Source organism: Actinosynnema sp. NPDC037264 (genome assembly GCF_055603705.1).
This window is the reverse complement of sequence record NZ_JBVJVK010000004.1, coordinates 122,545-147,659: the sequence shown is the minus strand read 5'-3', so window position 1 is coordinate 147,659 and position 25,115 is coordinate 122,545. Positions and strand designations below refer to the sequence as shown.

General features: G+C 72.6%; 23 protein-coding genes. 11 read left to right on the top strand and 12 right to left on the bottom strand.

Features of this window, described 5'->3' with window-relative positions:
* Position 1 precedes the first annotated feature (1 nt).
* From ACZ7GX_RS06980 to ACZ7GX_RS06970, 3 genes are all read right to left on the bottom strand, one after another.
* Positions 2–997: a 1-aminocyclopropane-1-carboxylate deaminase gene (locus ACZ7GX_RS06980; RefSeq protein ID WP_498773732.1), complete on the bottom strand. Its 996-nt coding sequence runs from the start codon at positions 995–997 to the stop codon at positions 2–4.
* A 1-nt stretch (position 998) separates the two neighbouring features.
* The gene (locus ACZ7GX_RS06975; RefSeq protein ID WP_498773730.1) at positions 999–1,643 is read right to left on the bottom strand and encodes a GntR family transcriptional regulator; all 645 of its coding nucleotides are present in this window, start codon (positions 1,641–1,643) and stop codon (positions 999–1,001) included.
* Positions 1,644–1,762: 119 nt separating this feature from the next.
* Positions 1,763–2,443: a class I SAM-dependent methyltransferase gene (locus ACZ7GX_RS06970; protein WP_498773727.1), complete on the bottom strand. Its 681-nt coding sequence runs from the start codon at positions 2,441–2,443 to the stop codon at positions 1,763–1,765.
* 139 nt (positions 2,444–2,582) lie between these two features.
* On the opposite strand from ACZ7GX_RS06970, the gene ACZ7GX_RS06965 reads away from it, so the two are divergent.
* Positions 2,583–3,479 carry an RNA polymerase sigma-70 factor gene (locus ACZ7GX_RS06965; RefSeq protein ID WP_498774085.1) on the top strand — a complete coding sequence of 299 codons (897 nt, stop codon included), beginning with the start codon at positions 2,583–2,585 and terminating at the stop codon, positions 3,477–3,479.
* A 109-nt stretch (positions 3,480–3,588) separates the two neighbouring features.
* On the opposite strand, the gene ACZ7GX_RS06960 is transcribed toward ACZ7GX_RS06965, so the two are convergent.
* Complete coding sequence (locus ACZ7GX_RS06960) at positions 3,589–4,299, bottom strand: VOC family protein (RefSeq protein ID WP_498773725.1); 711 nt, start codon at positions 4,297–4,299, stop codon at positions 3,589–3,591.
* A gap of 23 nt (positions 4,300–4,322) precedes the next feature.
* Between ACZ7GX_RS06960 and ACZ7GX_RS06955 the strand changes: the two genes are divergently transcribed.
* Together ACZ7GX_RS06955 and ACZ7GX_RS06950 are read left to right on the top strand one after the other, a co-directional pair.
* Positions 4,323–5,897: an alkaline phosphatase D family protein gene (locus ACZ7GX_RS06955; protein WP_498773723.1), complete on the top strand. Its 1,575-nt coding sequence runs from the start codon at positions 4,323–4,325 to the stop codon at positions 5,895–5,897.
* 88 nt (positions 5,898–5,985) lie between these two features.
* Positions 5,986–6,987 (top strand): RCC1 domain-containing protein, encoded by a 1,002-nt coding sequence (locus tag ACZ7GX_RS06950; RefSeq protein ID WP_498773721.1) that lies wholly within the window; start codon positions 5,986–5,988, stop codon positions 6,985–6,987.
* 117 nt (positions 6,988–7,104) lie between these two features.
* Here ACZ7GX_RS06950 and ACZ7GX_RS06945 read toward each other — a convergent pair whose 3' ends face one another.
* Complete coding sequence (locus ACZ7GX_RS06945; RefSeq protein WP_498773719.1) at positions 7,105–7,869, bottom strand: maleylpyruvate isomerase family mycothiol-dependent enzyme; 765 nt, start codon at positions 7,867–7,869, stop codon at positions 7,105–7,107.
* On the bottom strand, positions 7,866–8,279 hold the full coding sequence (locus ACZ7GX_RS06940; RefSeq protein WP_498773717.1) for an SAV_6107 family HEPN domain-containing protein: 414 nt from the start codon (positions 8,277–8,279) through the stop codon (positions 7,866–7,868). Before ACZ7GX_RS06940 ends, ACZ7GX_RS06945 begins: the two co-directional genes overlap by 4 nt.
* Positions 8,280–8,461: 182 nt before the next feature.
* Between ACZ7GX_RS06940 and ACZ7GX_RS06935 the strand changes: the two genes are divergently transcribed.
* Positions 8,462–8,962 carry a YbaK/EbsC family protein gene (locus ACZ7GX_RS06935; protein WP_498773715.1) on the top strand — a complete coding sequence of 167 codons (501 nt, stop codon included), beginning with the start codon at positions 8,462–8,464 and terminating at the stop codon, positions 8,960–8,962.
* Complete coding sequence (locus ACZ7GX_RS06930; protein WP_498773713.1) at positions 8,959–9,519, top strand: GNAT family N-acetyltransferase; 561 nt, start codon at positions 8,959–8,961, stop codon at positions 9,517–9,519. Before ACZ7GX_RS06935 ends, ACZ7GX_RS06930 begins: the two co-directional genes overlap by 4 nt.
* 379 nt (positions 9,520–9,898) lie before the next feature.
* Here the strand turns inward: ACZ7GX_RS06930 and ACZ7GX_RS06925 are convergent, their stop codons facing one another.
* On the bottom strand, positions 9,899–10,525 hold the full coding sequence (locus ACZ7GX_RS06925; protein WP_498773711.1) for a CHAP domain-containing protein: 627 nt from the start codon (positions 10,523–10,525) through the stop codon (positions 9,899–9,901).
* Between the two features lie 83 nt (positions 10,526–10,608).
* Positions 10,609–12,288: a DUF885 domain-containing protein gene (locus ACZ7GX_RS06920; protein ID WP_498773709.1), complete on the bottom strand. Its 1,680-nt coding sequence runs from the start codon at positions 12,286–12,288 to the stop codon at positions 10,609–10,611.
* Between the two features lie 105 nt (positions 12,289–12,393).
* Between ACZ7GX_RS06920 and ACZ7GX_RS06915 the strand changes: the two genes are divergently transcribed.
* Positions 12,394–13,044 carry a DUF3153 domain-containing protein gene (locus ACZ7GX_RS06915; protein ID WP_498773707.1) on the top strand — a complete coding sequence of 217 codons (651 nt, stop codon included), beginning with the start codon at positions 12,394–12,396 and terminating at the stop codon, positions 13,042–13,044.
* Between the two features lie 291 nt (positions 13,045–13,335).
* Here ACZ7GX_RS06915 and ACZ7GX_RS06910 read toward each other — a convergent pair whose 3' ends face one another.
* Positions 13,336–14,223 carry a methylenetetrahydrofolate reductase gene (locus tag ACZ7GX_RS06910; RefSeq protein ID WP_498773705.1) on the bottom strand — a complete coding sequence of 296 codons (888 nt, stop codon included), beginning with the start codon at positions 14,221–14,223 and terminating at the stop codon, positions 13,336–13,338.
* 105 nt (positions 14,224–14,328) lie between these two features.
* Between ACZ7GX_RS06910 and ACZ7GX_RS06905 the strand changes: the two genes are divergently transcribed.
* The 3 genes from ACZ7GX_RS06905 to ACZ7GX_RS06895 all read left to right on the top strand — a co-directional run bounded on the left by ACZ7GX_RS06905 (position 14,329) and on the right by ACZ7GX_RS06895 (position 17,919).
* Positions 14,329–15,396, top strand: coding sequence for a polyprenyl synthetase family protein (locus ACZ7GX_RS06905; RefSeq protein WP_498773703.1), 1,068 nt, complete (start codon positions 14,329–14,331; stop codon positions 15,394–15,396).
* 2 nt (positions 15,397–15,398) lie between these two features.
* Positions 15,399–16,892 carry a phytoene desaturase family protein gene (crtI, locus tag ACZ7GX_RS06900; RefSeq protein WP_498773701.1) on the top strand — a complete coding sequence of 498 codons (1,494 nt, stop codon included), beginning with the start codon at positions 15,399–15,401 and terminating at the stop codon, positions 16,890–16,892.
* 139 nt (positions 16,893–17,031) lie between these two features.
* Positions 17,032–17,919: a phytoene/squalene synthase family protein gene (locus ACZ7GX_RS06895; RefSeq protein ID WP_498773699.1), complete on the top strand. Its 888-nt coding sequence runs from the start codon at positions 17,032–17,034 to the stop codon at positions 17,917–17,919.
* A 76-nt stretch (positions 17,920–17,995) separates the two neighbouring features.
* On the opposite strand, the gene ACZ7GX_RS06890 is transcribed toward ACZ7GX_RS06895, so the two are convergent.
* Entirely contained in the window at positions 17,996–18,361 is a 366-nt protein-coding gene (locus tag ACZ7GX_RS06890; RefSeq protein ID WP_498773697.1) for an Rv2175c family DNA-binding protein, read from the bottom strand.
* A 185-nt stretch (positions 18,362–18,546) separates the two neighbouring features.
* Here ACZ7GX_RS06890 and ACZ7GX_RS06885 point away from each other — a divergent pair, with 185 nt between their 5' ends.
* Positions 18,547–20,604, top strand: a complete 2,058-nt coding sequence (locus ACZ7GX_RS06885) for a Stk1 family PASTA domain-containing Ser/Thr kinase (RefSeq protein WP_498773695.1) — start codon at positions 18,547–18,549, stop codon at positions 20,602–20,604.
* A gap of 240 nt (positions 20,605–20,844) precedes the next feature.
* Here ACZ7GX_RS06885 and ACZ7GX_RS06880 read toward each other — a convergent pair whose 3' ends face one another.
* Complete coding sequence (locus ACZ7GX_RS06880) at positions 20,845–22,233, bottom strand: class II 3-deoxy-7-phosphoheptulonate synthase (protein WP_498773693.1); 1,389 nt, start codon at positions 22,231–22,233, stop codon at positions 20,845–20,847.
* Positions 22,234–22,297: 64 nt separating this feature from the next.
* On the opposite strand from ACZ7GX_RS06880, the gene ACZ7GX_RS06875 reads away from it, so the two are divergent.
* Positions 22,298–23,317, top strand: coding sequence for a DUF2891 domain-containing protein (locus tag ACZ7GX_RS06875; protein ID WP_498773691.1), 1,020 nt, complete (start codon positions 22,298–22,300; stop codon positions 23,315–23,317).
* Here ACZ7GX_RS06875 and ACZ7GX_RS06870 read toward each other — a convergent pair.
* On the bottom strand, positions 23,304–25,019 hold the full coding sequence (locus tag ACZ7GX_RS06870; RefSeq protein ID WP_498773689.1) for an AfsR/SARP family transcriptional regulator: 1,716 nt from the start codon (positions 25,017–25,019) through the stop codon (positions 23,304–23,306). The two genes, ACZ7GX_RS06875 and ACZ7GX_RS06870, sit on opposite strands and share 14 nt — an antisense overlap.
* Positions 25,020–25,115: the final 96 nt, after the last annotated feature.

Sequence of the window (25,115 nt, the reverse complement as noted above, 5' to 3'; positions counted from 1 at the left end):
GTCAGCGGAACAGCGCGCTGTAGGCGTTGAGCGCGGGCTGGCCGCCCAGGTGCGCGTAGAGGACGTCGGAGTCGCGCGGGATCTCGCCGCTGGAGACCAGTTCCACCAGGCCCGCCAACGACTTGCCCTCGTACACCGGGTCGGTGATCATGCCCTCCAGCCGGGCGCCGAGCTTCATGGCGTCCACTGTGGACTCACCCGGCACGCCGTAGATGCCTTCGTGGAAGCGGTCGTCGAGGATGACGTCCTCGTCGGTCACCTTCACGCCCAGCAGGTCCGCCGTGTTCTTGGCGATGCGCGTGATCTGCGCCTTGGTGTCGCACGGCTCGGCGGAGGCGTCGATGCCGATCACCCGCCGGCCGCTGCCCGCGAACCCGGCGACCATGCCCGCCTGCGTGCTGCCGGTCACCGAGCACACGACGATCGTGTCGAACCGCACGCCCAGCTCGGCCTCCTGCCGCTCGACCTCGGCCGCCCACCCGGCGAACCCGAGCCCGCCGAGCGGGTGGTCCGACGCGCCCGCCGGGATCGCGTACGGCTTGCCGCCGGCCGCGCGCACGTCCTCGATCGCCTGCTCCCAAGCGGGTTTCACGCCGATGCCGAAGCCCGCCTGGACCAACCGCACCTCGGCGCCCATCAGCCGGCTGAGCAGGATGTTGCCCACCCGGTCGTACACCGCGTCCGGCCAGTCGACCCAGCTCTCCTGCACCAGCACGCACTTCAGCCCGGCCCGCGCCGCCGCCGCGGCGACCTGGCGCGTGTGGTTGGACTGCACGCCGCCGATCGACACCAGCGTGTCGCAGCCCGTCGCCAACGCCTCCGCCACCAGGTACTCCAGCTTGCGGGTCTTGTTGCCGCCGTAGGCAAGCCCGGAGTTGCAGTCCTCCCGCTTGGCCCACACCCGCGCGCCGCCGAGGTGACTGGTGAGCCGCTCCAGCCGGTGCACCGGGGACGGGCCGAAGGTCAGCGGGAAACGCTCGAAATCGCCCAGCGCCATGTCAGTTCTCCTCAACCCGGAACAGGTCTGCCAACGTCGCCCAGTTCCGCTCGACCAGCCGTGCCGCGAGGTCGGCGTCGGCCGCGGCGAAGGCGGTGATGATCTCGTCGTGCATCGCCACCGAGTGGCGGCCGGTCGGCGCGGCGAACCGCAGCCGTTCCAGCCTGCGCACCAGGGGCGTGTAGCGCTCGATGGTGGCCGTGACGGCGAAGTTGCCGCCACGCCGCACGGCCACCGCGTGGAACTCGTCGTCGGCGGCGAGCGCGGCGGGCACGTCGCCGGAGGCGAGGGCGCGGGCGAACGCCGTGTTCGCCGCGCGCATCGCGTCCAGGTCCGCCTCGACGAGGCGTGGCGCGGCCAGCCGGGCGGCGACCGCGTGCATGGCCTGGACGACCACGTGCGCGTCGCGCACCGCCGCCGTGTCCAGCGGCGTGACCCGCGTGTAGCTGTGCGGCTTGCTCTCGACCAGGCCTTCGTCGGTCAGCCGCGCCAACGCCTCGCGCACCGGCGTCCGGGACAGGCCCAGCCGTCCGGCCAGCTCCACGTCCTTGATCGGCACGCCGGGCGCCAGGTCGCCGCCCAGGATCGCCTCGCGGATCGCGATCAACGCCTGGTCGCGGTAGAGGGCGCGACTAATATATTGCATACTGGCGCACTGTAGACGGTCACCGACCAGAGCACCAGGAGCCGTGCGAGCCGGGGAGATCGGCCGGCGGCAGGAGCGGGTTGCGTCCATCGGGTTGCGCCCACTCCCCTTCGCCAGGTTCAGGGGCGATCCGAGTAGTGCGAGTTCACCGCGGGTTGGCCGGTGTAGTTGGGGCCGGCCTGGTCGTCCGCGCCGAGGTAGCGGAACGGGAGGTCGACCTGCCGGCGCCCGACGCACCTGACGCGGCGCCGTCGCGAGTCGTAGTCGAACCCCGCCGACCGCAGCGACCCGGTCAGCCGCCGGCCCCACGGACGACCCTCCGCCGACACGACCGCGGCGAGGTCGAGGTTCGCCACCAGGACGCCGTCCTCGGTCAGCCAGGACGCCGCGCGGGCGAGGACGCCGAGCTTGTCGCCGACGTAGTGCAGGCCGTGGACGCAGGTCACCAGGTCGAAGGACCGTCGCGGGGCGAAGGACTCCACCGGGCCCGTGACGAACTCCACCCCGGCGGGCGGCGGTCCGGCGAAGAAGTCGACGAGGTCGACGCCGGTGATCCGCAGCCGCGGGTCGTCCACCAGGCGGGCGCATTCGAGCAGCGCCGTGCCGGTGCCGCAGCACAGGTCGAGCCAGTGGAACGCCTCGGCGCCCCGCGACAGGCGGTCGGTGATCAGGTCGACGACGTCGAGGCCGAGTTCGCGGCCGTAGCCGTTGGAACCGGTGAGCCCGCGTTCGCGGTTCATGGCGCAGTTCGCCACGACCGACGACCGTTCCAGCGACTCGTCGTCCAGCAACCTGACCACGCTTCAGCCTAGCCGTCGCGGCGGGACGAGTGATCCGCGCCACGCGCCTGTCACAACTCTCGACCACGCGGCGTCTTGTGACCGCCCCGGGAGCGAAGGAGACACCATGGCGCAGCTCGAGACCGGCGTGGACCGGCCGATGGCCGAGCACACCACCGACCAGGCGACGGCGGCGTTCGTCACCCACCGCAACCTGCTCTTCACCGTCGCGTACGAGATGCTGGGCTCGGCCGCCGACGCCGAGGACGTGTTGCAGGAGGTCTGGCTGCGGTGGGTGGAGGTCGACCTCGCGCACGTGCGCGACCAGCGCGCCTACCTGGTCCGGATCACGACCAGGCAGGCGCTCAACCGGCTGCGCACGATGCGGCGCCGGAAGGAGGCGTACGTCGGCTCCTGGCTGCCCGAGCCGATGCTCACCGCGCCGGACGTGGCGCAGGACGTCGAGCTCGCCGAGAGCGTGTCGATGGCGTTGATGCTCGTCCTGGAGACGCTGTCGCCGACCGAGCGCGCCGTGTTCGTGCTGCGCGAGGCCTTCGACGTCGGCTACGACGAGATCGCCGCCGCCGTCGGCAAGACCCCCGCGGCCGTCCGCCAGATCGCGCACCGCGCCCGCCGGCACGTCGACGCCCGCCGCCCGCGTGAGGCGGTCTCGCCGGGCGAGGCCCGGGAGGCGCTGGAGTCGTTGCGGCGCGCCCTGGAGGCCGAGGACGTACCGGGACTGCTCGCGGTGCTCGCCCCCGACGTCGTGCTGATCAGCGACGGCGGCGGCGTCAAGCGGGCCGTGCCGCGGCCGGTCACCGGCGCCGACAGGGTGATCCGGATGGTCCTCGGCGGTCTTGGCCGGCTCGAGAGCACGTTCACCGGCGAGCCCGTCGTGGTCAACGGGAACCCGGCGCTCGTCGTGCGCTTCGACGGCGAGGTCGACGGCGTCATGGCGATCAAGGTCGAAGACGGCCGCATCACCGGCCTCTACTACGTCCGCAACCCCGAGAAGCTGACCCGGGTCGGGGCCGAGACCGCGCTCACCCTGCGGTGAGGCCCGGTGAGGGCTGGTGAGGCCGGTGAGGTCGGGTGAGGCGGTGAGGTCGGGTGAGGCGAAGCTAGGGAGGCCGAGTGAGTCGGGGAGGTGGGAGATGACGGCCTCTTCAGCGAGGTGTCAGCACGCAGAACTCGTTGCCCTCGGGGTCGGCCAGCACGACCCACGGCACGTCGGCCTGCCCCACGTCCACCCGCACGGCGCCCCACGCCTCCAGCCGGGCCACCTCGGTCGGCAGGTCGTCGTCCGCGAACGGCGCGAGGTCGAGGTGCAGCCGGTTCTTCACCACCTTCGGCTCGGCCACCCGCACGAACTCCAGGGACGGCCCGGCCTCCTGCGCCAACGACGCGAAGTCGGCCGCCGAGCGCGTCACGGGCAACCCGGTCGGACCGGCCCAGAACGCGGCCAGCGCCGGCGGGTCGGACGCGTCCACCACGACCGCCGCCACCGGACCGGTGTGCGCGTACTCGTCGCGCTGCTCCAGCACGCAGAACTCGTTGCCCTCCGGGTCCGCCAGGACCACCCACGGCACGTCGCCCTGCCCGACGTCGACCGGCTTCGCGCCCAGCTCGACGGCCCGCGCCACGATCGCCGCCTGGTCCTCCGGCGACGTCGACGCCAGGTCGAGGTGCACCCGGTTCTTCACCTGCCTCACGTCCGGCACGAGCCCGAACACCAGCTCCTGCCCGGGGCTCAGCTCCACGTCGACCTCGTCGGCGCTCTCACCGGTGACCGGTCGACCCAGCAGCGCCGACCAGAACCGGCCGAGCGCGGCCGGATCGGCCGAATCGACCACCACATCGCACCACCTCGTTGCCATGGTCCGAAGGTAACGTCTGCGCAATGGCTCAGCTCGTTCTCGGTCCGGTGCTGCGGCACGTCGACTCCCTCTCGGCCACGGTGTGGGTCGAGACCGACGCGGCCTGCGAGGTCGCCGTCGCCGGCCATCGCGCCGAGACGTTCCAGGTCGGCGAGCAGCACTTCGCGCTGGTGGTGGTCGAAGGGCTGGAACCGGGCACGACCACGCCCTACGACGTGCGGCTGGACGGTGACGTGGTCTGGCCGCTGCCGGACTCGCCGTTCCCGGCCCCGAGCATCCGCACCACGCCGGTGCGGCGGCTGCTGTTCGGGTCGTGCCGCGCGGCCAAGGGCGAGGGCACGCCGGACAAGCTCGGGCCGGACGCGCTGGACGCGTACGCGTTGCGGATGAAGGACGAGCCGCAGGAGCGGTGGCCGGAGGCGCTGGTGCTGCTCGGCGACCAGGTCTACGCCGACGAGCCGACGCCGCGGATCAAGCGGTGGCTGGCCGAGCGCAGACCGGAGCCGGCGGGCGAGGTGGTGTCGTTCCGCGAGTACGCCGAGCTGTACCACGAGTCGTGGGCCGACCCCGAGATCCGCTGGCTGATGTCCGTCGTGCCGACGTCGATGATCTTCGACGACCACGACGTGCGCGACGACTGGAACACCTCGCGGACGTGGCGCGAGCAGATGGCGACCAAGCGCTGGTGGCCGGAGCGCATCCGGGCGGGACTCGCGTCGTACTGGGTCTACCAGCACCTGGGCAACCTCAGCCCGGACGAGCTGGCGACCGACGAGCTGTACGCCAAGGTGCGGTCCACCGGTGGTGACGTGCGGGAGTTGCTGGAGGACTTCGCCGAGCAGGCGGACCGGGAGGTCGACGGCGGCAAGTCGACGCGGTGGAGCTACCGGCGCGACTTCGGCCGCGTGCGGCTGCTGGTGATCGACACGCGCAGCGGGCGCATCCTGGCCGGGCCGCGGCGGCTGATGGTGGGCGACCGGGAGTTCGACTGGATCGAGGAGAACGCCCACGGCGACGTCGACCACCTGCTGGTGGGCTCGTCGCTGCCGTGGCTGATGCCGCACGCGTTGAGCCACTTCCAGTCGTTGAACGAGCGGATGGCCGGTCTGCCGGGGTGGCGCGGCCGGGTGGGCGAGAAGGTGCGGCAGGTCGCGGACCTGGAGCACTGGCCCGCGTTCCGGGCGTCGTTCGAGCGGATGGCACGGCTGGTGGAGCGGATCTCGGGGGCCGAGGACGCGCCGGGCACGGTGTGCGTGCTGTCGGGGGACGTGCACCACAGCTACGCGGCACGGGCGACGTTCGGCTCGTCGGTGCGGGCGAAGGTGTACCAGCTCGTGTGCTCGCCGGTGCACAACGAGCCGCCGTGGGTGTTCCGGCCGGCGTTCCGGTTGTCGTGGTCGAAGCCGATCGCGAGGCTGCTGCGGTGGTGGGCCGACCGGCGCGGCATCTCGCCGGACCCGGTGGCGTGGCAGAAGCTGAGCGGCCCGCACTTCGGCAACTCGGTCGGCGTGCTGGAGATCGACGGGCGCGCGGCGCGCTTCCGGTTGGAGACGGCGACGGGTGCGGGGTTGGCGGAGGTCACCGCCCTGGAGCTGTGAGTTTGTGTGCGCGGCGTGTGGTGATCGTCAGTAGCTTCTCCGGGCGCGTGAACCATCACAGCCCACCTGTTGGAGAAGCATCTTGAGAATGTTCGTTCGCGGCCTGCGCGCGTCGGGCCTGGTGGCGGCGGTGGTCGCCGCATCGGTGGCGTCGGTCGGCGTGGCGCCCGCGTCGGGGGCGTCGGTCGGCGTGGCTCCCACGTCGGTCGGCGTGGCCCGCGCGTCCGCTGCTCCCGTGCCCATCGGCGAGGTCCTCACCTGGGGCACGGCCGCGGTGGCGAAGGTCCCGATCCCCGAGGAGGCCAGGTCGGGGGTCACCGCCATCTCCGCCGGGTTCAAGCACAACCTGGCGATCAAGGACGGCAAGGTCCTGCTCTGGAGCAATCCGGGGTCGCTCGAAGGCGATCACCTCCGGGTGCCGCTGGCGCTGTGGGACGGGGTCGACGCGATCGCCGCCGGGACCTACCACAGCTTGGCGATCAAGGACGGGCAGGTGATCGCCTGGGGCCGGTCCCTGCTCACGCAGGTGCCCGCGGAGGCGACGTCCGGCGTCACCGCCATCGCCGCCGGCCAGCACTTCAGCCTGGCGGTCAAGGACGGCGGAGTCCTCGTCTGGGGATGGGAGTCGGGCGGCCCCGGCATCAACTTCGGCCAGTTCGACGTGCCGAAGGAAGCGACGTCGGGCGTCACGGCGATCGCCGCGGGACTCGGTCACGCGCTGGCCCTCAAGAACGGCGGGGTCATCGCCTGGGGCTGGAACAAGTACGGCCAGGTCGACGTGCCGGAGGCCGCCCGGTCCGGTGTCGTCGCCATCGCCGCCGGCGCCCAGCACAACCTCGCGCTGAAGGACGACGGCGAGGTGATCGCCTGGGGCTGGAACGAGTACGAGCAGGCCTCGGTGCCCACGATCGCGAAGACGGGGGTCACCGCGATCGCCGCCGGGCAGATCCACAACACGGTGCTCAAGGACGGCAAGGTCATCGTCTGGAACTACAACGGCCAAGGGCAGATGGACGTGTCGACCCAGGTGCGTGAGGGCGGTATCCAGAAGATCAGCTCGGCCTACTACCACAACCTGGTGCTGAGGTGAGGTAGGGAGTGCTGAGGTGAGGCAGGGAGAAGTGCGGGGGTAGGAGATGAAGGTGCGGAGGTGAGCGCGTCCGCCGCCGGTACCGCTCTCTGCGGCGGCGGACGCACGTCCAGCCGGTTACTTGGTCGCCAGCCTCAACAAGGCCCACAGCTGCGCGATCGCGTCGTGGTCGCCGGTCGTCGGGGGCAGGTCGCGGTCCGGGATCCGGCCCCACAGCCAGCGGTACACCTGCATGGGGGTCCCGGTCACCTCGCCGTTCGCCGACGAGACCTCCCCGTCGGTGACGAGCCGGGCCACCGCCGGGTCGGGGCCGGTGGTGGCCAGCCACACCTTGTCGCCCGTGCGGATCGCCACCGTCCCCTCGCGCGTGCCGCGCACGCCGAGGATGTCGAGCCGGTGCCCCAGCCAGAGCGTGAGGATCTCGTCCACGCCGTCCTCGGCCACGTCGTCGTCCACCGGGTCGATCGGCAACCCGGCCGCCGCCTGCACGTCCATCCGGTGCACGGTCGACTCGTGCGCCAGCCGCCGTGCCCAGAAGTTGTGGTTGCGCTCGGCGGGCCACCACGTCTCGCACGGGTCGTCCGGCTCGTGCGGCCGCAACGCCCGCACCAGCGGCCGCACGCCCGCCCGCACGTACTCCGGCAACGGCTGCCCCGGCTCCGGGTCCTGTTGCCACACCAGGGGTTGGCTGCCTTCCCTCAGCCACGTCGCCACCATCCGGTACGTGCTGCCCACGTGTCGCGCGGTCTCCCCGAGGTTGAGCCCGGGGCACGCGGGCACCTGGCGTTCCGGGCGCTGTCCCTCGGCCGACGCCGCCAGGCGCTCGGCTTCGGCCTCCACTACGTCGATCAGGCGGTCGTAGGCGACCAGTCCCCTGCTCACAGTCCGTCCTCGTACATGATCTCGTCGACCAACTCGGTGAACTGCGCCGCTTGGCGCACCAGGTGGTCGGCTGCGCGCTGGGTGACCTGCCTGGTGATGCCCGCCAGCACGGCCGCGCGCGTCGCCGAGCACTCGGCGAAGAACGCGGCCCACTCGCGCAGCTCCGGCGCGAGGGAGGGCAGCAGGACCCACACGCTGGTCGGCTTGGCCCGGCCCCGGTGGGGTCGGCCCCTGGCCGCCAGCACGGCCGCCGCCGCCCGCATCGCGGCCAGGTAGGCCGTGGCGAAGCGGGTGGGCGGGTTCGGGTCCCGTTCGGCCTCGGTCAGGCACTCGCGGGCCTGTCCGAGCAGGGTCACCGCCGACGCCGGTGGTAGCGGGAGGGGAATGCGGCGGGGGAAGGTCTGAGTCATCTCGCGGCCTCCTCGCGGCGTCGGGACAGCGACGACCGCCGCGGGGAGACGGCGGCACTTGGTGGTGGGGCGCTTCCCCCCCCCCACCACCAAGGCATTGCTCGAACAAACGTTCGAGCAGGACCAGACTATCCTGCCGGCCCGGAACTCCTCAAGCCGACCGCCCGTGGTCTTATGAACAGGTGAGCGCACTCGACCACCCCGGCATCCGCAAGGTGGCCGCCGCACTGTCCGAGGCGGGCCATCATGATGCGGCGAACGGGATCCGCGTGTTGGCCGACGCCGTCCGCACCGCCGCCGCGGCGGCCGAGGCGGTGGGCGTGCCGGTCGGCGCGATCGCCAACAGCCTGATCTTCGCCGCGGTCCGCGACGGGGTCGCCACGCCGTTGCTCGTGCTCACCTCCGGCGCGCACCGCGCGGACACCGCGAAGCTCGCCGTGTTGGCGGGCGCGGACGCGATCGAACGGGCCACGCCCGCGTTCGTGCGCGAGCACACGGGGCAGGTGATCGGCGGCGTCTCCCCCGTGGGGCACCCGGCGCCGATCACGACGTTCGTGGACGTCGCGTTGGAGCAGTACGAGGTGGTGTGGGCAGCGGCCGGGCACCCCCACGCGGTGTACCCCACGACGTACGCGGGCCTGCTCGACCTGACCGGCGGCACATCCGCGGAGGTCGCGCAGTGACCGCCGCGCCGTCCCAGCGGGTCGTCGCGCTGTCCGCGCGGGAGTTGAGCTCCCGGCTGGACGAGGCGCTCGCGCTCTACGTCAGCGCGATGGAGTACCCGCCCGGCACGGCCGAGCAGCGCGCACCCATGTGGTTGGCGCACATGCTGCGCGACGGGTGGCGGTGCGTGGTGGCGCTGGGCGAGCAGGACGAGCTGATCGGGATCGGGTACGGGTACCGGGGTTCGGTCGGCCAGTGGTGGCACGAGCAGGTGCGGCACGGGTTGACGATGGTGTCCGGGCCGAGGGCGGTCGAGGAGTGGATGCACGACTACTTCGAGCTGACCGAGCTGCACGTGCTGCCGCGGGCGCAGGGGCGCGGGGTCGGCGAGCAGTTGCTGCGGAACCTGGTGGAGGGTGTGCCCAGCTCGCGGGTGCTGTTGTCCACGCCGGAGGGGCCCAGCAAGGCGTGGCGGTTGTACCGGCGGGTGGGGTTCGTGGACGTGCTGCGGCACTACCAGTTCACCGGCGATCCGAGGCCGTTTGCGGTGTTGGGGAGGGTTTTGCCGCTCGGGTGAGGGTGGGGGGAGCCCTGGGTGGTGGGTTAGAAGATCAAAAGATTGAAAGAGTCCTCGCCGGACGGGCAGATCAGCAGGATGACGGCTCTTTGGGTGGTTCTGCGCCGGGTCCGTTGTGGTGCGGGTTTCGTGTCATCCCACCGACCTCCCTACGGGCTACCACACGTATCAAGGGGGCAGGTATAGGTGAATGCCGCGAGGTATCGGTGAACAGGCCCCCTTGACACGCGCGGTAGGGCGGAGCCAGGTCGGCGGGATGACACGAAGCCCTTCCTTTGGGGAAGGGTGTGTGGGCAAGGGCGTGTCAGTGCACGAGGTGAGGGTGGGGGTAGGGCGCGGGGGGGTTGAGCGGGATTTAGGGCGGGGGTTGGGGCGGGAGTTAGAAGGGGGAGACGAAGCCGGAGGCTTGGAGGTACTTGCCGGCGTTCAGGCCTTCGATCTTGCGCAGCTTCGAGTAGACGACCCGTTCGCCGAAGTTGCCCTCGACGGTGCGGACGTGGGTGGCCTTGCGGCCCGTCCGGTCGTACTTGACCTCTACGACGACGCCCACGTGGGCGTGCATGTCCGGGTAGTTGCCGTAGACGACGGCGTCGCCGGGTGCCACGTCGCGCTCGGAGATGTCCTTCCAGCGGCCGGTGGCCTTGCCCCACTTCTGCCAGTAGGTCGCCCAGTGGCCCTGGTCCAGGACGGAGGCGCCGGGTGCGGGGCGCATCGACGGCCGGTCCGGCACGCCGGCGGTGGTCCAGGCCCAGTTCACGAAGACGCCGCACCACTCGGCCGGGCGCAGCACGCCCTGGCCCGCCACCTGGTACTGCGGCGGGTAGTAGTTGCCGTTGCCCTCGCGTTGGCCGACCTGGCGCAGGGCGTTGTCGACGATGTCCTGCCGGACGCGCCACTCGGCCTGGTCGCCCAGCGGTTGGGCTTGACCGAGGGCTGGTGACCCGGCGACCAGCAACGTGCCGGCCAGTACCACGCCGAGTGCGGCACGCATCGCACGTCCGGTCATCAGGTCCCCCTACGGTCGTTCGCCCACAACATCAAACACCTGATCCGGTGACCTCGGCGTGAAACCGAGGTCACCGGGTCGGGTCAGAGTTCCGTGAGCCGTTCACGAAGAGTGTCCAACCCCATGGCCCCCATCTCCAAGGCCTGCCGGTGGAACGCCTTGAGGTCGAACGCGTCACCGTGCCGGGCGCGGGCGTCGTCGCGGGCCGCCAGCCACAGCCGCTCACCCAGCTTGTAGGACGGGGCCTGGCCCGGCCAGCCCAGGTAGCGGTCGATCTCGTCGTGCACGTGCGCCGGGTCGGTGATGGTGCGGGTCAGCATGAACTCCAGACCGAGGTCCGGGGTCCACCGCTCGCCCTCGTGGAAGCCGGTGCCCTTGGGGATCTCCAGCTCCAGGTGCATGCCGATGTCGATGATCACGCGGGCCGCGCGGAACAGGTGCGCGTCGAGCATGCCGAGCAGGTCGCCGTCGTCCCCGAGGTAGCCGAGCTCGCGCATCAGCCGCTCCGCGTACAGCGCCCAGCCCTCGCCGTGGCCCGACACCCAGCACATGAGGCTCTGGAACTCGTTCAGCTTGCCCGCCTGGTAGACGGCCGTGGCGACCTGGAGGTGGTGGCCGGGCACGCCCTCGTGGTAGACGGTCGTGACCTCGCGCCAGGTGGAGAAGGTCTCCTTGTCGTCCGGCACGGACCACCACATGCGGCCGGGACGGGAGAAGTCCGGCGTGGGGCCGCTGTAGTACGCGCCGACGCCACCGCCGGGCGGCGCGATGCGGCACTCCAGCTTCATCAGCTCGTCCGGCAGGTCGAAGTGCACGCCGCGCACGTCCTGCAACGCCTTGTCCGACAGCTCCTGCATCCACGAGCGCAGGCCGTCCTTGCCGTGCACCAGGTAGCGGGAGTCGGCGTCCAGCGCGGCGGCGGCCTCGGCGAGGGTGGCGCCCGGCTTGATCCGGTTCGCGACCTGCTTCATCTCGGTCTCGAGGCGGGTGAACTCCTCCCAGCCCCACTCGTAGGCCTCGGCCAGGTCGAGGCGGGACCCGGTGAAGTAGCGGGACTGGAGCCGGTAGACCTCCTCGCCGACGGCGTCCTTCTTCGGCGCCTTGGGCGCGAGGTCGTCGCGCAGGAACGCGGCCAGGTCGCCGTAGGACTCCGCGGCGGCCCTGGCGCCCGCTTCGAGCTCGGTGCGCAGCGCGCCGTCCACGGGGGCGTCGGCGATCAGGTTGGCGAAGAACGACTTGCCGCCGGCGCGACCCGCCCAGGTGTCGCACTGCTCGGCGACCTTGCTGACCTGCCGCAACGCCGAGACGTGGCCCTTGTCGGCGGCGTAGGCGAGACCCGCGCGCAGGTTCGCCACCGCGTCCGGCAGGGCGGTGAGCCGCTTGGCGATCACGGCCCAGTCGTCGGCGGTCTCGGTGGGCATCTGGTCGAACACCTCGCGCAGCGACTGCACCGGGCTCGCGATGACGTTGAGGTGGCCCTCCATCTGGCCGGCCTCGTGCAGCTCGACGTCGAGGCCGACCCGCTCCAGGAACACGGCCTTCGCGTCGGCCTCCGACTTGTCGGCGGGCTCGGCGGCGGTGATCGCGGCGAGCGCCTTCTGCGACAGCTCCTTGCGGGCGGCGTGCCCCTCCGGCGAGTAGTCGGTGAGCCGGTCGTCGTGGCCGGGCTTGCCGATGAACGTCGCGGTCAACGGGTCCGCGGCCGCGTAATCGGCTACGAACTGGTTGCTGATGCCGTGCACGCCGGCGGAGGAGGTTGCCATGCGCCGCACGTTACCTCCGGCCCGTGTCCCTCCAACAGGTAATTAGCCACGCTCACGATCGGGTGTAGTCGGTCAACTTTTGACCGTGGCCGGCAGGATGGCCTGGTGCCCAGGGCCTCCGCGCTCCTCCTGCCGGTTCTCCTCCTCGCGCTGTTCGCGCTGACGGGGTGCGTCCGGCTGCACGCCGCCATGGCGTTGTCCACCGACGACCGCGTGTCCGGCGAGATCACCGCCGCCACCCCGCCGACCAAGGACAACGACCCCGGCCCGCAGTTGAAGGTGCCGAACGAGCTGGCCAGCCGGGTCAGCACCAAGCCGTACAAGGTGGACGACTACGTCGGCACGCAGCTGTCGTTCAACGGGCTGTCGTTCGACGAGGTGCGGGCGCTGTCGGTGGCGACGAGCGCGTCGTCGAGCCGCTACCAGCTGGCGTTCCGGCGCTCCGGCGACCTGGTGACGCTGTCGGGGTCGGTCGACTTGACGCAGGTGCCGCCGGAGCGCGCCGACATCCAGGTGAAGATCAGCTTTCCGGGTGAAATCATCGACACGAACGGGCAGGAGGAGGACAACGCGACCATCGCGTGGTCCCCGAAGCCCGGCCAGGCGTCGATGTTGAGCGCCACGGTGCGCTACGCGGGCGCCAACTCGGTGTCGTACCTCGGCTGGACCATGCTGGTGGCCGGGCTGACCGGCGGGGCCGCGCTCATCGTGGTGATCCTCGCGATCGTCGCCCACCGCCGCCACCAAGTCGCCTGAAACACCAATTCGGTTCCGACGCCTGCCCGCCAGATCGACTGAGACCGGTCACGTCCGTTCCGACGCGCCGGGCCCGTCAGGTCGCCTGAGGCCAAGGTCGGGGGTCGGGATCCGGTCTTCGGCTACGCCCCGACGTCGCCTGGGGCCGTCATCGTTCACACCCCCGCGAGGTCGCGTCGATCGTTCGCGTCCTCATTCTCCGGCGATCACGCTTTTCGATCGTCGGAGAATCAGGGCGCGAACGGTCGACTTCCCGGCGACCTCGCCCGCGACGCCGGAGGCGGCGCAATTCTACAGAGCGCGGGCCGGGACAAGGCCCAGGCGGCCGACGATCTCCCTGGTCGCCTTCGACCGGTTGAAGGTGTAGAAGTGCAGGCACGGCACGCCCTCGGCGATCAGCCGCTCCCCCACCTCGGTCACCAGGTCGATGCCCGCCGCGCGGAAGCCCGCCGGGTCGTCGGCGTACGGGTCGAGGCGGCGCGCCACCGAGTCCGGGACGGACGCGCCCGACAGCTCCACCGTCTTGGCCAGGGTCCGAGGCGTCGTCAGCGGCATGATGCCGGGGATCAGCACGGTGTCGCAGCCGCGCGCGGCGACGCGGTCGCGCAGGCGCAGGAAGTCCTCGGGCTCGAAGAACAGCTGCGCGATGGCGAAGTCGGCGCCGGCGCGCAGCTTGCGCACCAGGTACTCGGTGTCGGAGTCGAGGTCCGTCGACCGGGGGTGGCCGTACGGCGACGCCGCCACGCCGACGCAGAAGTCGCCCAGCTCACGGCACAGCCGGACGAGCTCCTCGGCGTAGGTCAGGCCCTCCGGGTGCGCCACCCACTCGCCGTTCGGGTCGCCAGGGGGGTCGCCGCGCACGGCGAGGATGTTGCGCACGCCGACGGCCGCGTACCAGCCGATGACGTTGCGCAGCTCGGCCACCGAGTGGTCGACCAGCGTGAGGTGGGCCATCGGCAGCAGGGTCGTCTCCTGCGCCACCCGGCTGGTGGTGCGGATCGTCCGGTCGCGCTGCGAGCCGCCCGCGCCGTAGGTGATGGACACGAAAGCCGGGTCGAACGCCTCCAGCTCGCGGATCGCCCGCCAGAGGATGGTCTCCTCGGACTCGTCGCGCGGGGGGAAGAACTCGACGGAGAACACGGGGGATCCCCGGTGCAGGCGTTCGACCACCGACGTCATGCCGCACAGCCTAGAGGTTCGCCCGAGGCGTGGAAGCAGGCTGTCACTGGATGGGACGAGCCCCCCGGTTGGGCACCCCGAAGTCGCAGAGGTGACCATAGACGGGTGCCGCCCCACCCGTTGGACCTCGAACTGCCCAAGCACGTCGACGAAGCGTTGGCCGCTTACCTGGCCGACCGCCGGGCACTGGGTGCGCGCATGGAGGAGAACTTCACGAGCGCGGTCGACGCGCTGGCCGACTTCGTCCTCGGCGGCGGCAAGCGGATCCGGCCCACGTTCGCCTGGTGGGGTTGGCGCGCCGCGGGTGGCGACCCGGAGGGCGAGCTGGCCGACGCCGTGCTCACGGCGGTCAGCTCGCTGGAGCTGATCCAGGCCTGCGCGCTGGTGCACGACGACCTGATGGACGCCTCCGAGACCCGCCGCGGCATGCCGACCGTGCACGTCCGGTTCGCCCGCAGGCACCGCGACGAGGGCTGGCTCGGCGAGCCGGAGCGGTTCGGGCTGGCCGCGTCCGTGCTGATCGGGGACGTGGCGCTGGCCTGGGCGGACGACATGCTGTTCGCCGCCGGCCTGCCGACCGACGCGTTGCAGCGGCTGAGCCTGCCGTGGCGGGACATGCGCACCGAGATGCTGGCCGGCCAGTACCTCGACGTGCTCACGCAGGCGCGCGGCGACAGCTCGCCGGCCGCGGCGCTGCGCATCGACCGGCTCAAGACCGCCGCCTACACCGTGGAACGGCCGCTGCACATGGGCGCGGCGATCGGCGGGGCGTCACCGGAGCTGGTGGACGGCCTGCGCTCGTTCGGCACGGACATCGGCGTGGCGTTCCAGCTGCGCGACGACCTGCTCGGCGTGTTCGGCGACCCGACGGTCACCGGCAAGCCCGCGGGCGACGACCTGCGCGAGGGCAAGCGGACGCTGCTGGTCGCGCTGGGCATGGAGTTCGGCGCGGACGTGCTGCACGAGGCGCTGGGCAAGCCCGACCTGGACGTGGCCACGGTGGACGAGGTGCGCGCGCGGCTGCGCGAGGTCGGCGCGGTGGACGCGGTCGAGGAGCGGATCGCCGAGCTGACCGAGTCGGCTCTGCGGGCGCTCGACCGGGCGCCGATCGCCGAACCGGCGGGTGAGCGGCTGGCGGAGCTGGCGATCAGCGCCACGAAGCGGACCTCCTGACGATGCGCACGGTCACCGGCCGCACGGACCACGTCGTCGTGGTCGGCGCGGGGCTGGCGGGGCTGTCCGCCGCGCTGCACCTGCTCGGCGCCGGTCGCCGGGTCACCGTGGTCGAGCGCGACGCCGTGCCCGGCGGTCGGGCCGGTCGGCTGGACCTGGGCGGCTACCGGTTCGACACCGGGCCGACCGTGCTGACCATGCCGGAGCTGGTGGACGAGGCGCTCGACGCGGTCGGCGACTCGCTCGCCGACCGGCTGGACCTGCGGCCCGTGCACCCCGCCTACCGGGCCCGCTTCGCCGACGGCAGCACGCTGGACGTGCACTCCGACGGCGAGGCGATGGAGGCCGAGGTGCGCCGGTTCGCCGGTCCCCGCGAGGCCGCGGGGTACCGGGCGCTGCGCCGCTGGCTGACCGAGCTGTACCGGGTGGAGTGCGAGCAGTTCATCGGCGCGAACTTCGACTCGCCGCTGTCCCTGCTCACGCCCCAGTTGGCGAGGCTGGCCGCGCTGCGCGGGTTCGGCAGGCTCGGGCCGTCGGTGGCGCGGTTCCTGCACGACGAGCGGTTGCAGCGGGTGTTCTCGTTCCAGTCGCTGTACGCGGGCGTGCCGCCGCGCAAGGCCCTCGCCGCGTACGCCGTCATCGCGTACATGGACACCATCGCGGGCGTGCACTACCCCGAGGGCGGGATGCGGGCGTTGCCGGACGCGTTGGCGGCGGCGGCCCGGGACGCGGGCGCGGACCTGCGGTTCCAGACGCCGGTGGCGTGGCTGGAGCGCATCGGCGGCCGGGTCACCGCGGTGCGCACCACGCACGGCGAGCGCATCCCGTGCGACGCGGTCGTGCTCACGCCGGACCTGCCCATGGCGTACCGCCTGCTCGGCCACCGGCCGCGCCGTCCCGTGCCGATCACGTGGTCGCCGTCGGCGGTCGTGCTGCACGCGGGCGTGGACCGGACGTGGCCGGAGCTGGCGCACCACACGCTGTTCTTCGGCCGCGAGTGGGACCGGACGTTCGACGAGCTGACCCGCCGCGGCACGTTGATGAGCGACCCGTCGTTGCTGGTCACGGCGCCGCCCGGGCAGGGGATGTTCGTGCTGGCGCCCGCGCCGAACCTGCGCGTCGGCCCGGTCGACTGGGACCGCGTCGGCCCGGCCTACCGCGACGAGCTGGTCGGCGTGCTGGAGGCGCGCGGGCTCACCGGGTTCGGCGACGCGATCGAGGTCGAGCACCTGGTCACGCCGGCGGACTGGGCCGCCATGGGCCTGGCCGCGGGCACCCCGTTCTCGGCCGCGCACACGTTCGCGCAGACCGGGCCGTTCCGGCCGCGCAACCTGGTCCTGGACAACGCGGTGCTGGCCGGCTGCGGCACCACGCCGGGCGTGGGCGTGCCGCCGGTGCTGATCTCCGGCAAGCTGGCCGCCCAGCGGATCACGGGGACGACGGGGGCGAGGTCGCGGCGCCCCGCGGCGGCGAGGCGGGCGCAGACCCGGCGCTGAGCGCGCGGGTGACGAGGCCGCCACGTGTGGCGTTGTGCGACGATGTCGCCGCGATGGCCGCGACCACGTCCCTCCCCCGATCGAGCGCCGCACTTGTCGAGCCGGTGCGGTCGTCGGCTACCCGGGCGGCGGACCGGCGGTGACCGACCTGGCCGCGGCGTACGCCCGCTGCCGCGAGCTGAACGCCCGGCACGGCCGCACGTTCTTCCTCGCCACCCGCCTGCTCACGCCCGCGCAGCGGCCCGCCGTGCACGCCCTGTACGGCTTCGCCCGGTGGGCCGACGAGATCGTGGACAGCGGCGACTCGGCCGACCCGGCCGGTGACCTCGCGCTGCTGGACGCCCAGTTGGCCGACGAGCTGGCGGGACGTCGGACCGGCCACCCGGTGCTCGCCGCGCTGGTGGACACCGTGCGCCGCTACTCGATCGACCCCGCGCTGTTCACCGCGTTCCTGACGTCCATGCGGATGGACCTGACCGTCACGTCCTACCCGGACTTCCCGGCGCTGGAGCGCTACGTGCACGGCTCGGCGGCGGTGATCGGGCTGCAGCTGCTGCCGGTGTTCGGGACGGTCGTGCCGCGCGCGGAGGCCGAGCCGTCCGCCGCCGCGCTGGGCCGCGCGTTCCAGCTGACGAACTTCCTGCGCGACGTCGGCGAGGACCTCGACCGGGGCCGGCTGTACCTGCCGCAGGACGTGCTGACGGCGTACGGCGTCGACCGGGAGCTGCTGGTGTGGTGCCGGCGGACCGGGAAGGCCGACCAGCGGGTGCGGCGGGTGACGGGGCACCTGGTCGCGCGCACGCTGGCCGAGTACCGGGAGGCCGAGGCGGGTGTGCCGATGCTGCGGCCCGTGTCGCGGCCGTGCGTGCGGACCGCGCTCACGCTGTACCGGGAGATCCTGGACGAGATCGCGGCGGCCGACTACCAGGTGCTGGACCGGCGGGTGGTGGTGCCGACCCCGCGGCGGCTGGCGGTGGCCGTGCCCGGGTTCGCGCGGGCGCTGGTGGCCAGGGCCACCGGGCGCTAGGCGGGGGGGCACGGCGTCCGGGCGGCTGGGCAGCCGCCCGGACGCGGACGGTCGTCTGGGGGTGGTGCGGTGCTCGTCAGAAGGCCAAGGCCTGTGCCCGCCGCTTCACCTCACGGCCGCGGTCGCCGCGCAACGCCTCGACGGGCGTGCCGGGCAGGGTCTCGTCCTCGGTGAACAGCCACCGGAGGATCTCCTCCGGGGAGAAGCCGGAGTCCCGCAGCACCGTGATGGTGCCGGGCAGGCCCTTCACCACGCCTCCGGCGGCGAGGAACTGCGCGGGGACGACGAGGACGCCGTTGCGCCGCTCGGCGATCAGCTGACCGTCGCGCAGCAACTGGTGGACTCGGTTGATGGGCAGGTCAAGACGCTCGGCGACCTCGGGGAGGGGCAGGACCTCCAGGTCGGGAGCCAGCACATCCGCAGCGGCAGGAATCGCACTCACGTGCGTCACGATGCCACAACGACGTGAACGACGCCCTGCGCCAACCGGGTGGTGGCGGTACACCCGCGGGTCGGGTTGCGGCTACCCCCTGTTTCACCCGACTTTGACACGGATCCCACAAGCGCGCGTGGGATGCTCCAGCGCACAGCACTCGGTCGGCACCACCCACCGTACGATCCACGGCTGTGGAAAGGTCGGCGACGAACGTGATCGGCGGGCTGCTCGAACAGCGCTACCGGGTAGGCGCCCTGGTCGCGCGGGGCGGCATGTCCACCGTCTACCGAGGTGTGGACACGCGCTTGGAGCGGACCGTGGCCATCAAGGTCATGGATCCCCGGTTCTCCGCCGACCCGCAGTTCGTGGCGAGGTTCGAGCGCGAGGCGCGGTCCGCGGCGAAGTTGCACCACCCCGGCGTGGTGCAGGTGCACGACCAGGGCGTGGACGAGGACCGGGTCTACCTGGTCATGGAGCTGGTCGACGGCGGCACGCTGCGCGACCTGCTCACCGCGCGCGGCAAGCTGGACGTGCCGCTGGCGCTCACCGTCATCGAGAAGATCCTCTCGCCGCTGGCCGCCGCCCACCGCGCGGACCTCGTGCACCGGGACGTGAAGCCGGAGAACGTGCTGATCGGGCCCGGCGGCACGGTGAAGGTCGCCGATTTCGGCCTCGTGCGCGCCGTGTCGACGGCGGGCGTGACCAGCGACACCATGATCCTGGGCACAGTCGCCTACCTGTCACCCGAACAGGTCACCACGGGCACCACGGACGCGCGCAGCGACGTGTACTCGGCGGGCGTGCTGCTGTACGAGATGCTGACCGGGGCGCCGCCGTACGTGGGCGACAACGCCATCTCGGTGGCCTACCGGCACGTGAACGACGAGGTGCCGCCGGTGCCGGACGTGCCCGCCGAGGTGGCGGAGCTGGTGCGACGGGCGACCCGCAAGGAGCCGTTCCTGCGGCCCGCGGACGCCGAGTCGTTCCTGTCCGAGGTGGAGACCGCGCGGGCGAAGCTCGGCATCGCCGCCGTGGACGTGCCGGTGCCCGTCGCGGCGGCGGTCGCGGACGAGGCCACCGAGCACGTGCCGGCGCCGGTGAGCACGGCCGAGCAGACGTTGCGGGTGGAACCGGTGCGGGTGGGCGTGGGCGCGCCGTTCGCCGAGCCGACCGTGCCGGTGCACCGGCCGAACCCGCTCGTGCCGCCGGCGAGCGGTCCGCAGGGCACCAGGGCGATCTCCCGGGCCGAGCTGCTCGCGCCGCCCGAGCCCAAGCCGGCCGGCCCGACTCCCCCGGCCCGCCCGCGGCCCAAGAGACCGCCGAAGAAGAAGACGCCCGAGCAGCTCTACGAGGAGATGCGGGCGCGCGGCAAGCGGCAGTTCATCACGTGGCTCAGCGTCGTCGTGGTGGCCGCGATCCTGATCGGCGTCACGATCTGGTGGCTGGCCATCGGCCGGGTCGCGACCGTGCCGGACCTGGTCGGCCAGGACGAGACCGTCGCCACCGCGCTGCTGGACGAGGCGTCGCTGAAGAAGACGGTGCGCCGGGAGAACAGCGACACCGTGCCGAGCGGGCAGGTGATCAGCACCGACCCGCCCGCCGGGACGAAGGCCAACCAGGGCGACCTGGTGCGGCTCGTGGTGTCCGCGGGCAAGCCGGTGGTGCCGCAGGTCAACGGGGGCGTCGAGGTCGCCGCGGCCGAGCGGGAGATCACGTCGGTCGGACTGAAAGCGCAGCTCAACCCCGCCGAGGACGAGTTCAGCGACCGCGTGCCCAAGGGCAAGGTCGTGACGTTGAAGCCGGCGCCGGGCACGCCGGTGCCGATCGGCTCGACGGTGACGATCGTGCTGAGCAAGGGCTCGGAGCCCAAGCCGGTGCCGAGCGTCACGGGCAAGACCAAGGACGAGGCGTTCGCCGAGCTGAGCGCGGCCGGGTTCGAGCCGGTCGAAGGCCCGACGGAGTTCTCCGACAAGGTCGACGGCGGCAAGGTGATCCGCACCGACCCGCCGGCGGGCACGAACCTGCCACCGGGCAACCGGCGGGTGACCGTGGTGGTGTCCGCGGACTCGGTGACCGTGCCCCAGGTCGAGGGCAAGTCGGTCAAGGAAGCGAAGAAGATCCTGGAAGAGGCGGGCCTGAAGGTCGACGTCCAGTTCAACGACCGGGACCGGGCACGCGTGGTCAACCAGTCGGTGCGGGCCGGTGAGCGCGTCCCGAAGGACACGAAGGTCACGATCATCGCTGTGTAGGCTGCGCCGCCTCCGGCGTCGCGACCCCTGAACGCCCGGTGGCCCCCGACTCGTGGAGTCGGGGGCCACCGGGCGTTTCATGGTCTGCGCTGTCCCGTCGGCGGACTCGACCACCACGCGAGGTCGCGTCGATCGTTCGCGCCTCCTTTTCCGGCGATCACGCTTTTCGATCGTCGGAAAACGAGGCGCGAGCGGTCGACTTCCAGGCGACCGAGCCGCCGTCTGCGGAGCAGCGGCAATTCAACTCCGCAGCATTTCGGCGACCAGGAAGGCCAGCTCCAGCGACTGCTGCGTGTTCAGCCGCGGGTCGCAGGCGGTCTCGTAGCGGCCGGCCAGGTCCAGGTCGGAGATCTCCTGCGCGCCGCCGAGGCACTCGGTGACGTCCTCGCCGGTCAGCTCGATGTGGATGCCGCCGGGGTGGGTGCCCAGGCGCCGGTGCACCTCGAAGAAGCCCTGCACCTCGTCGACGATCCGGTCGAAGTGCCGGGTCTTGTAGCCGGTGGACGCCTCGTGCGTGTTGCCGTGCATCGGGTCGCACTGCCAGATGACCTGGTGGCCGGAGGCGGTGACCTTCTCGACGATCGGGCCGAGCACGTCGCGCACCTTGCCGTTGCCCATGCGGCTGATCAGGGTCAGCCGGCCGGGCTGGTTGTGCGGGTCAAGCCGCTCGACGTACTCGACGGCCATCTCCGGCGTGGTCGTCGGGCCGATCTTCAACCCGATCGGGTTGGACAGCAGCTCGGCGAACGCGATGTGCGCGCCGTCCAGCTGCCTGGTCCGCTCGCCGATCCACAGGAAGTGCGACGACAGGTCGTACAGCCTGGGCTGCTCGCCGTTGGTGTCCAGGCGCAGCAGCGCCCGCTCGTAGTCCAGCAGCAGCGCCTCGTGCGAGGCGAAGATCTCGGTGGTGTGCAGCGAGGAGTCGTTCACGCCGCACGCCGACATGAACCGCAGGCCGCGGTCGATCTCGCCGGCCAGCGCCTCGTACCGCTCGCCGGCGGGCGACTGGCGGACGAAGTCCTTGTTCCAGTCGTGCAGCCGGTGCAGGTCGGCCATGCCCGCGGTGGTCATGGCGCGCAGCAGGTTCATCGCCGCGCCCGCGTTGGCGTAGGCGCGGATCATCCGGGACGGGTCCGGCACGCGCGCCTCGGGCGTGGCGACCAGCGAGTTCACGATGTCACCGCGGTAGGACGGCAGGCCGAGCGCGTCGATGCCCGACGAGCGCGGCTTGGCGTACTGGCCCGCGATGCGGCCGATCTTCACCACCGGCAGGCTCGCCCCGTAGGTGAGCACGACGGCCATCTGGAGCAGGGTCCGGACGTTCGCGCGGATGTGCGGCTCGGTGTTGTCCGCGAACGTCTCCGCGCAGTCGCCGCCCTGCAGCAGGAACGCCTCGCCGCGGGCGACCTCGGCCAGGTTGTCGCGCAGCCGGTCGATCTCGGCCGGCACGGTGATCGGCGGCACGCTCTCCAGCACGGCGCGCACCCGGCGCACCTGCTCGGCGTCCGGCCACTCCGGTTGCTGGGCGGCGGGGCGGCCCAGGGCGTCGTCGAGCCGGTCGCGCAGCTCGGGCGGGAGGGGCGGAAGCTCGGGAAGCGTGTCCACGGGCACGTCCACGGTCCAGTTCACACGTTAAAGATAGCTGTCCACATCGAGAGACGGACGCGGGTCCGACCTGTGCATTATGTGGACCATGTCGGACACCCGATCGGATGACAACACGGCGGCGAGGCTGCTGGCGACCGCGGTGGAGAACCTCCAGCGGGACTACCCGACGCACTGGTCGCACGTGGTGAGCGGCGACGGCGACCTGGTGCCCCAGCGGGTGCTGCACCCGATCTTCGCCGGTTCGTTCGACTGGCACTCGTGCGTGCATCAGACCTGGTTGGCGGTCCGCCTGCTGCGGTTGCGGCCCGAGGTCGAGGGTGCGGCACAGGCCCGTCGGGTGCTGGACTCGTTGATCACGGTGGAGCACGCGGAGGTCGAGGCGGCGTTCTTCGACGGGCCGAGCGGCGGGTTCTGGGAGCGCCCCTACGGGTGGGCGTGGCTGCTCGTGCTCGACGCCGAACTCCGCACCTGGGGCTCGCCGCTGGCGACGGCGCTGCGGCCGTTGAGCGAGGTACTGCGTGACCGGTATCTCGCCAAAGTGGCCAACGCGCGGCTGCCCGTGCGGACCGGCACGCACGGCAACACGGCGTTCGCGACCGGGCTCGTGCTGGACGCGGCACGCGCGGTCGGTGACGAGGAGTTGGCCTCGGCGTGCGCGGAGGCGGCGTTGCGGTGGCACCGCGAGGACGTCGGGTACGGCGGGTTCGAGCCGGACGCGGCCGACTTCCTCTCGCCCGCGCTGACCGAGGCGGACCTGATGCGGCGGGTGCTGCCGGCCGACGGGTTCACCGCGTGGTTCGAGGCGTTCCTGCCGCACCTGGAGGACTCGCGCTGGAAGGTGCTGCGCGAGCCCGTGCCCGTGGACGACCCCGGTGACCCGTACGGCTCGCACCTGGTCGGGCTGGCGCTGTCGCGGGCGTGGCAGTGGCGGGCCGTCGCCGACGCGCTGCCGCCGGAGCACCGGTACGCCGACCTGGCCCGCACGGCGGCCGAGGCGCACCGGGAGACCGGCCTGCGGCTGGTGTTCGGGCACGGCTACTACGCCGAGCACTGGCTGGGCACGTTCGCCGCCTACCTGGACGTCGGCGCGTTCACGAATCGCTGAGGGACGCGGCGGCGTCCCGGCACCGGCGCTCTTCCAGCGGTCGGCGCATCGCCGCGAACCGCTCGGCCGCCTCCAGGAACAACGCCGACGCCTGCGTGCGGTGCCCTTGGGCGCGCCGGAGCTCGGCGCGCACCTCCCACAGCGCCGCCGTCCACGGGCCGCCCTGCCAGAGGCCGCTGATCCGCTCCGCCTCGGCCAGGTGCGGCCCGGCCCGGCTCGGGCTGCCCGCGTTCGCGCACGCCGTGGCCGCCGCGATCCGGAAGCCGATCGAGCACGGGTCGCACACGTGCGGCGCCTCGCCGAGCCACCGCTCCGCCTCGCGGATCGCACCGAGCGCGCCGCCGAGGGTGCCCGCGGCGAGCACGCGGACCCCGTGCACCCGGATGACCAGGTGCGACGGTATGCGTGACGAGCGGGCCAGCGGCAGTGCCCGGTCGAGGTCGGCGCGGGCCGCCGCGCGGTCGCCGCGCCGGGCCTCGGCCTCGGCCCGCCGTTCCAGCGCGAGGCACTGGGCGGACACGCAGCCCGCGCGCTCGGCCTCGGCCAGGGACTCGCCCAGCGCGGCCACCGCGTCGTCGAGGCGCCCGGACAGCAGCGCGAACTCGCCCAGCAGCAGGTGCGCCAGCGCCTTGCCTCCCGCGGAACCCGCCCGTGACGCGATGGCGAGCAGGTCGCGGCCGAACGACTCCGCGCCGTCGTGCCCCTCCGGCCCGTACAGGTAGAACTCCTGCAAGCACAGGTGCGCGTCGTAGACCTCGGGACGGGGCGGCTGCCGCACCGCGTCGGCGAACTCCTCCCGGAACAGCCGGTGCCACGTGCCGCGGGCGTGCGCGACGAGGGCCAGCAGGGTCGAGGCCTCGCCCAGCTCGTGCCCGAGGTCGGCGTCCAGCGCCAGCACCCGCGCCTGCCTGGCCAGCCGTTCGGCTTCGGCGAGGTGACGTCTCCCGAACGCCACCAGGCCGTTGGCCAGCGCGACCGCCGCGCGCTGCGCGGGTGACGGCGGCTCGGCGGCGTCCAGGGTGAGCGCCGACTCGTACAGCGCGACGGTCTCCGCGTCCGGCCCGACCCCGATCCGCTCGCGCAGCGTGCGGCGCAGCCGGTCGAACTGGCGCAACGCCTCACCGCGGCGACCGGCGGCCAGGTGGCGGCGCATCACCGCGCGGTGCGCCTGCTCGTCGGTCTCGTCCAGCTCGAGCAGCCGTTCCCAGGCGCCGGCGGCCCTCAGCAGCGCGACGTACCGGCCCTCGACCTTCTCGTGCGGCTCCGCGACCCAGCCCTCGTAGCGGTCGTCGACGAGCAGGCCGCCGTGGTACTCGGCGGCGACGAGCGCGCACCGGCCGGCGTCCCCCGAGGCCAGCGCGGCGTCGGCGGCCCGTTCGAACCGGTCGAGGTCCACGTCCACGACACCACCGGGCCACAACGTCAGCAGCCGTCCCTCGCAGCGGACGGCGTCGGCACGTCCCAGCGCGCGCCGCGCGTAGTACACCGCCTTGCGCAGGTTCGCCCCGGCCGCGTCGGCCGGCAGGTCGGGCCACAGCCGGTCCATCACCTGCTCGCGGTGCAGCCGGTGGTCGGGCGCCACGGCCAGCAGCTTCACCACGTCGGCCGCGCGCCGGTTGCGCCACACGTCACCGGGGACGGGCCTGCCGTCGACGGTGACGGCGAACCTGCCCAGCACGCGCACCTGGCAGGTGGACGGCATGGCGGCACCCTACGTCCGGCCCGGCGGGACCGCCGTGGGAACGGTTTGGGAACGCCGCGACGCCTAGCGTGTCCCGATCCACTCCGAGTCTGGAGG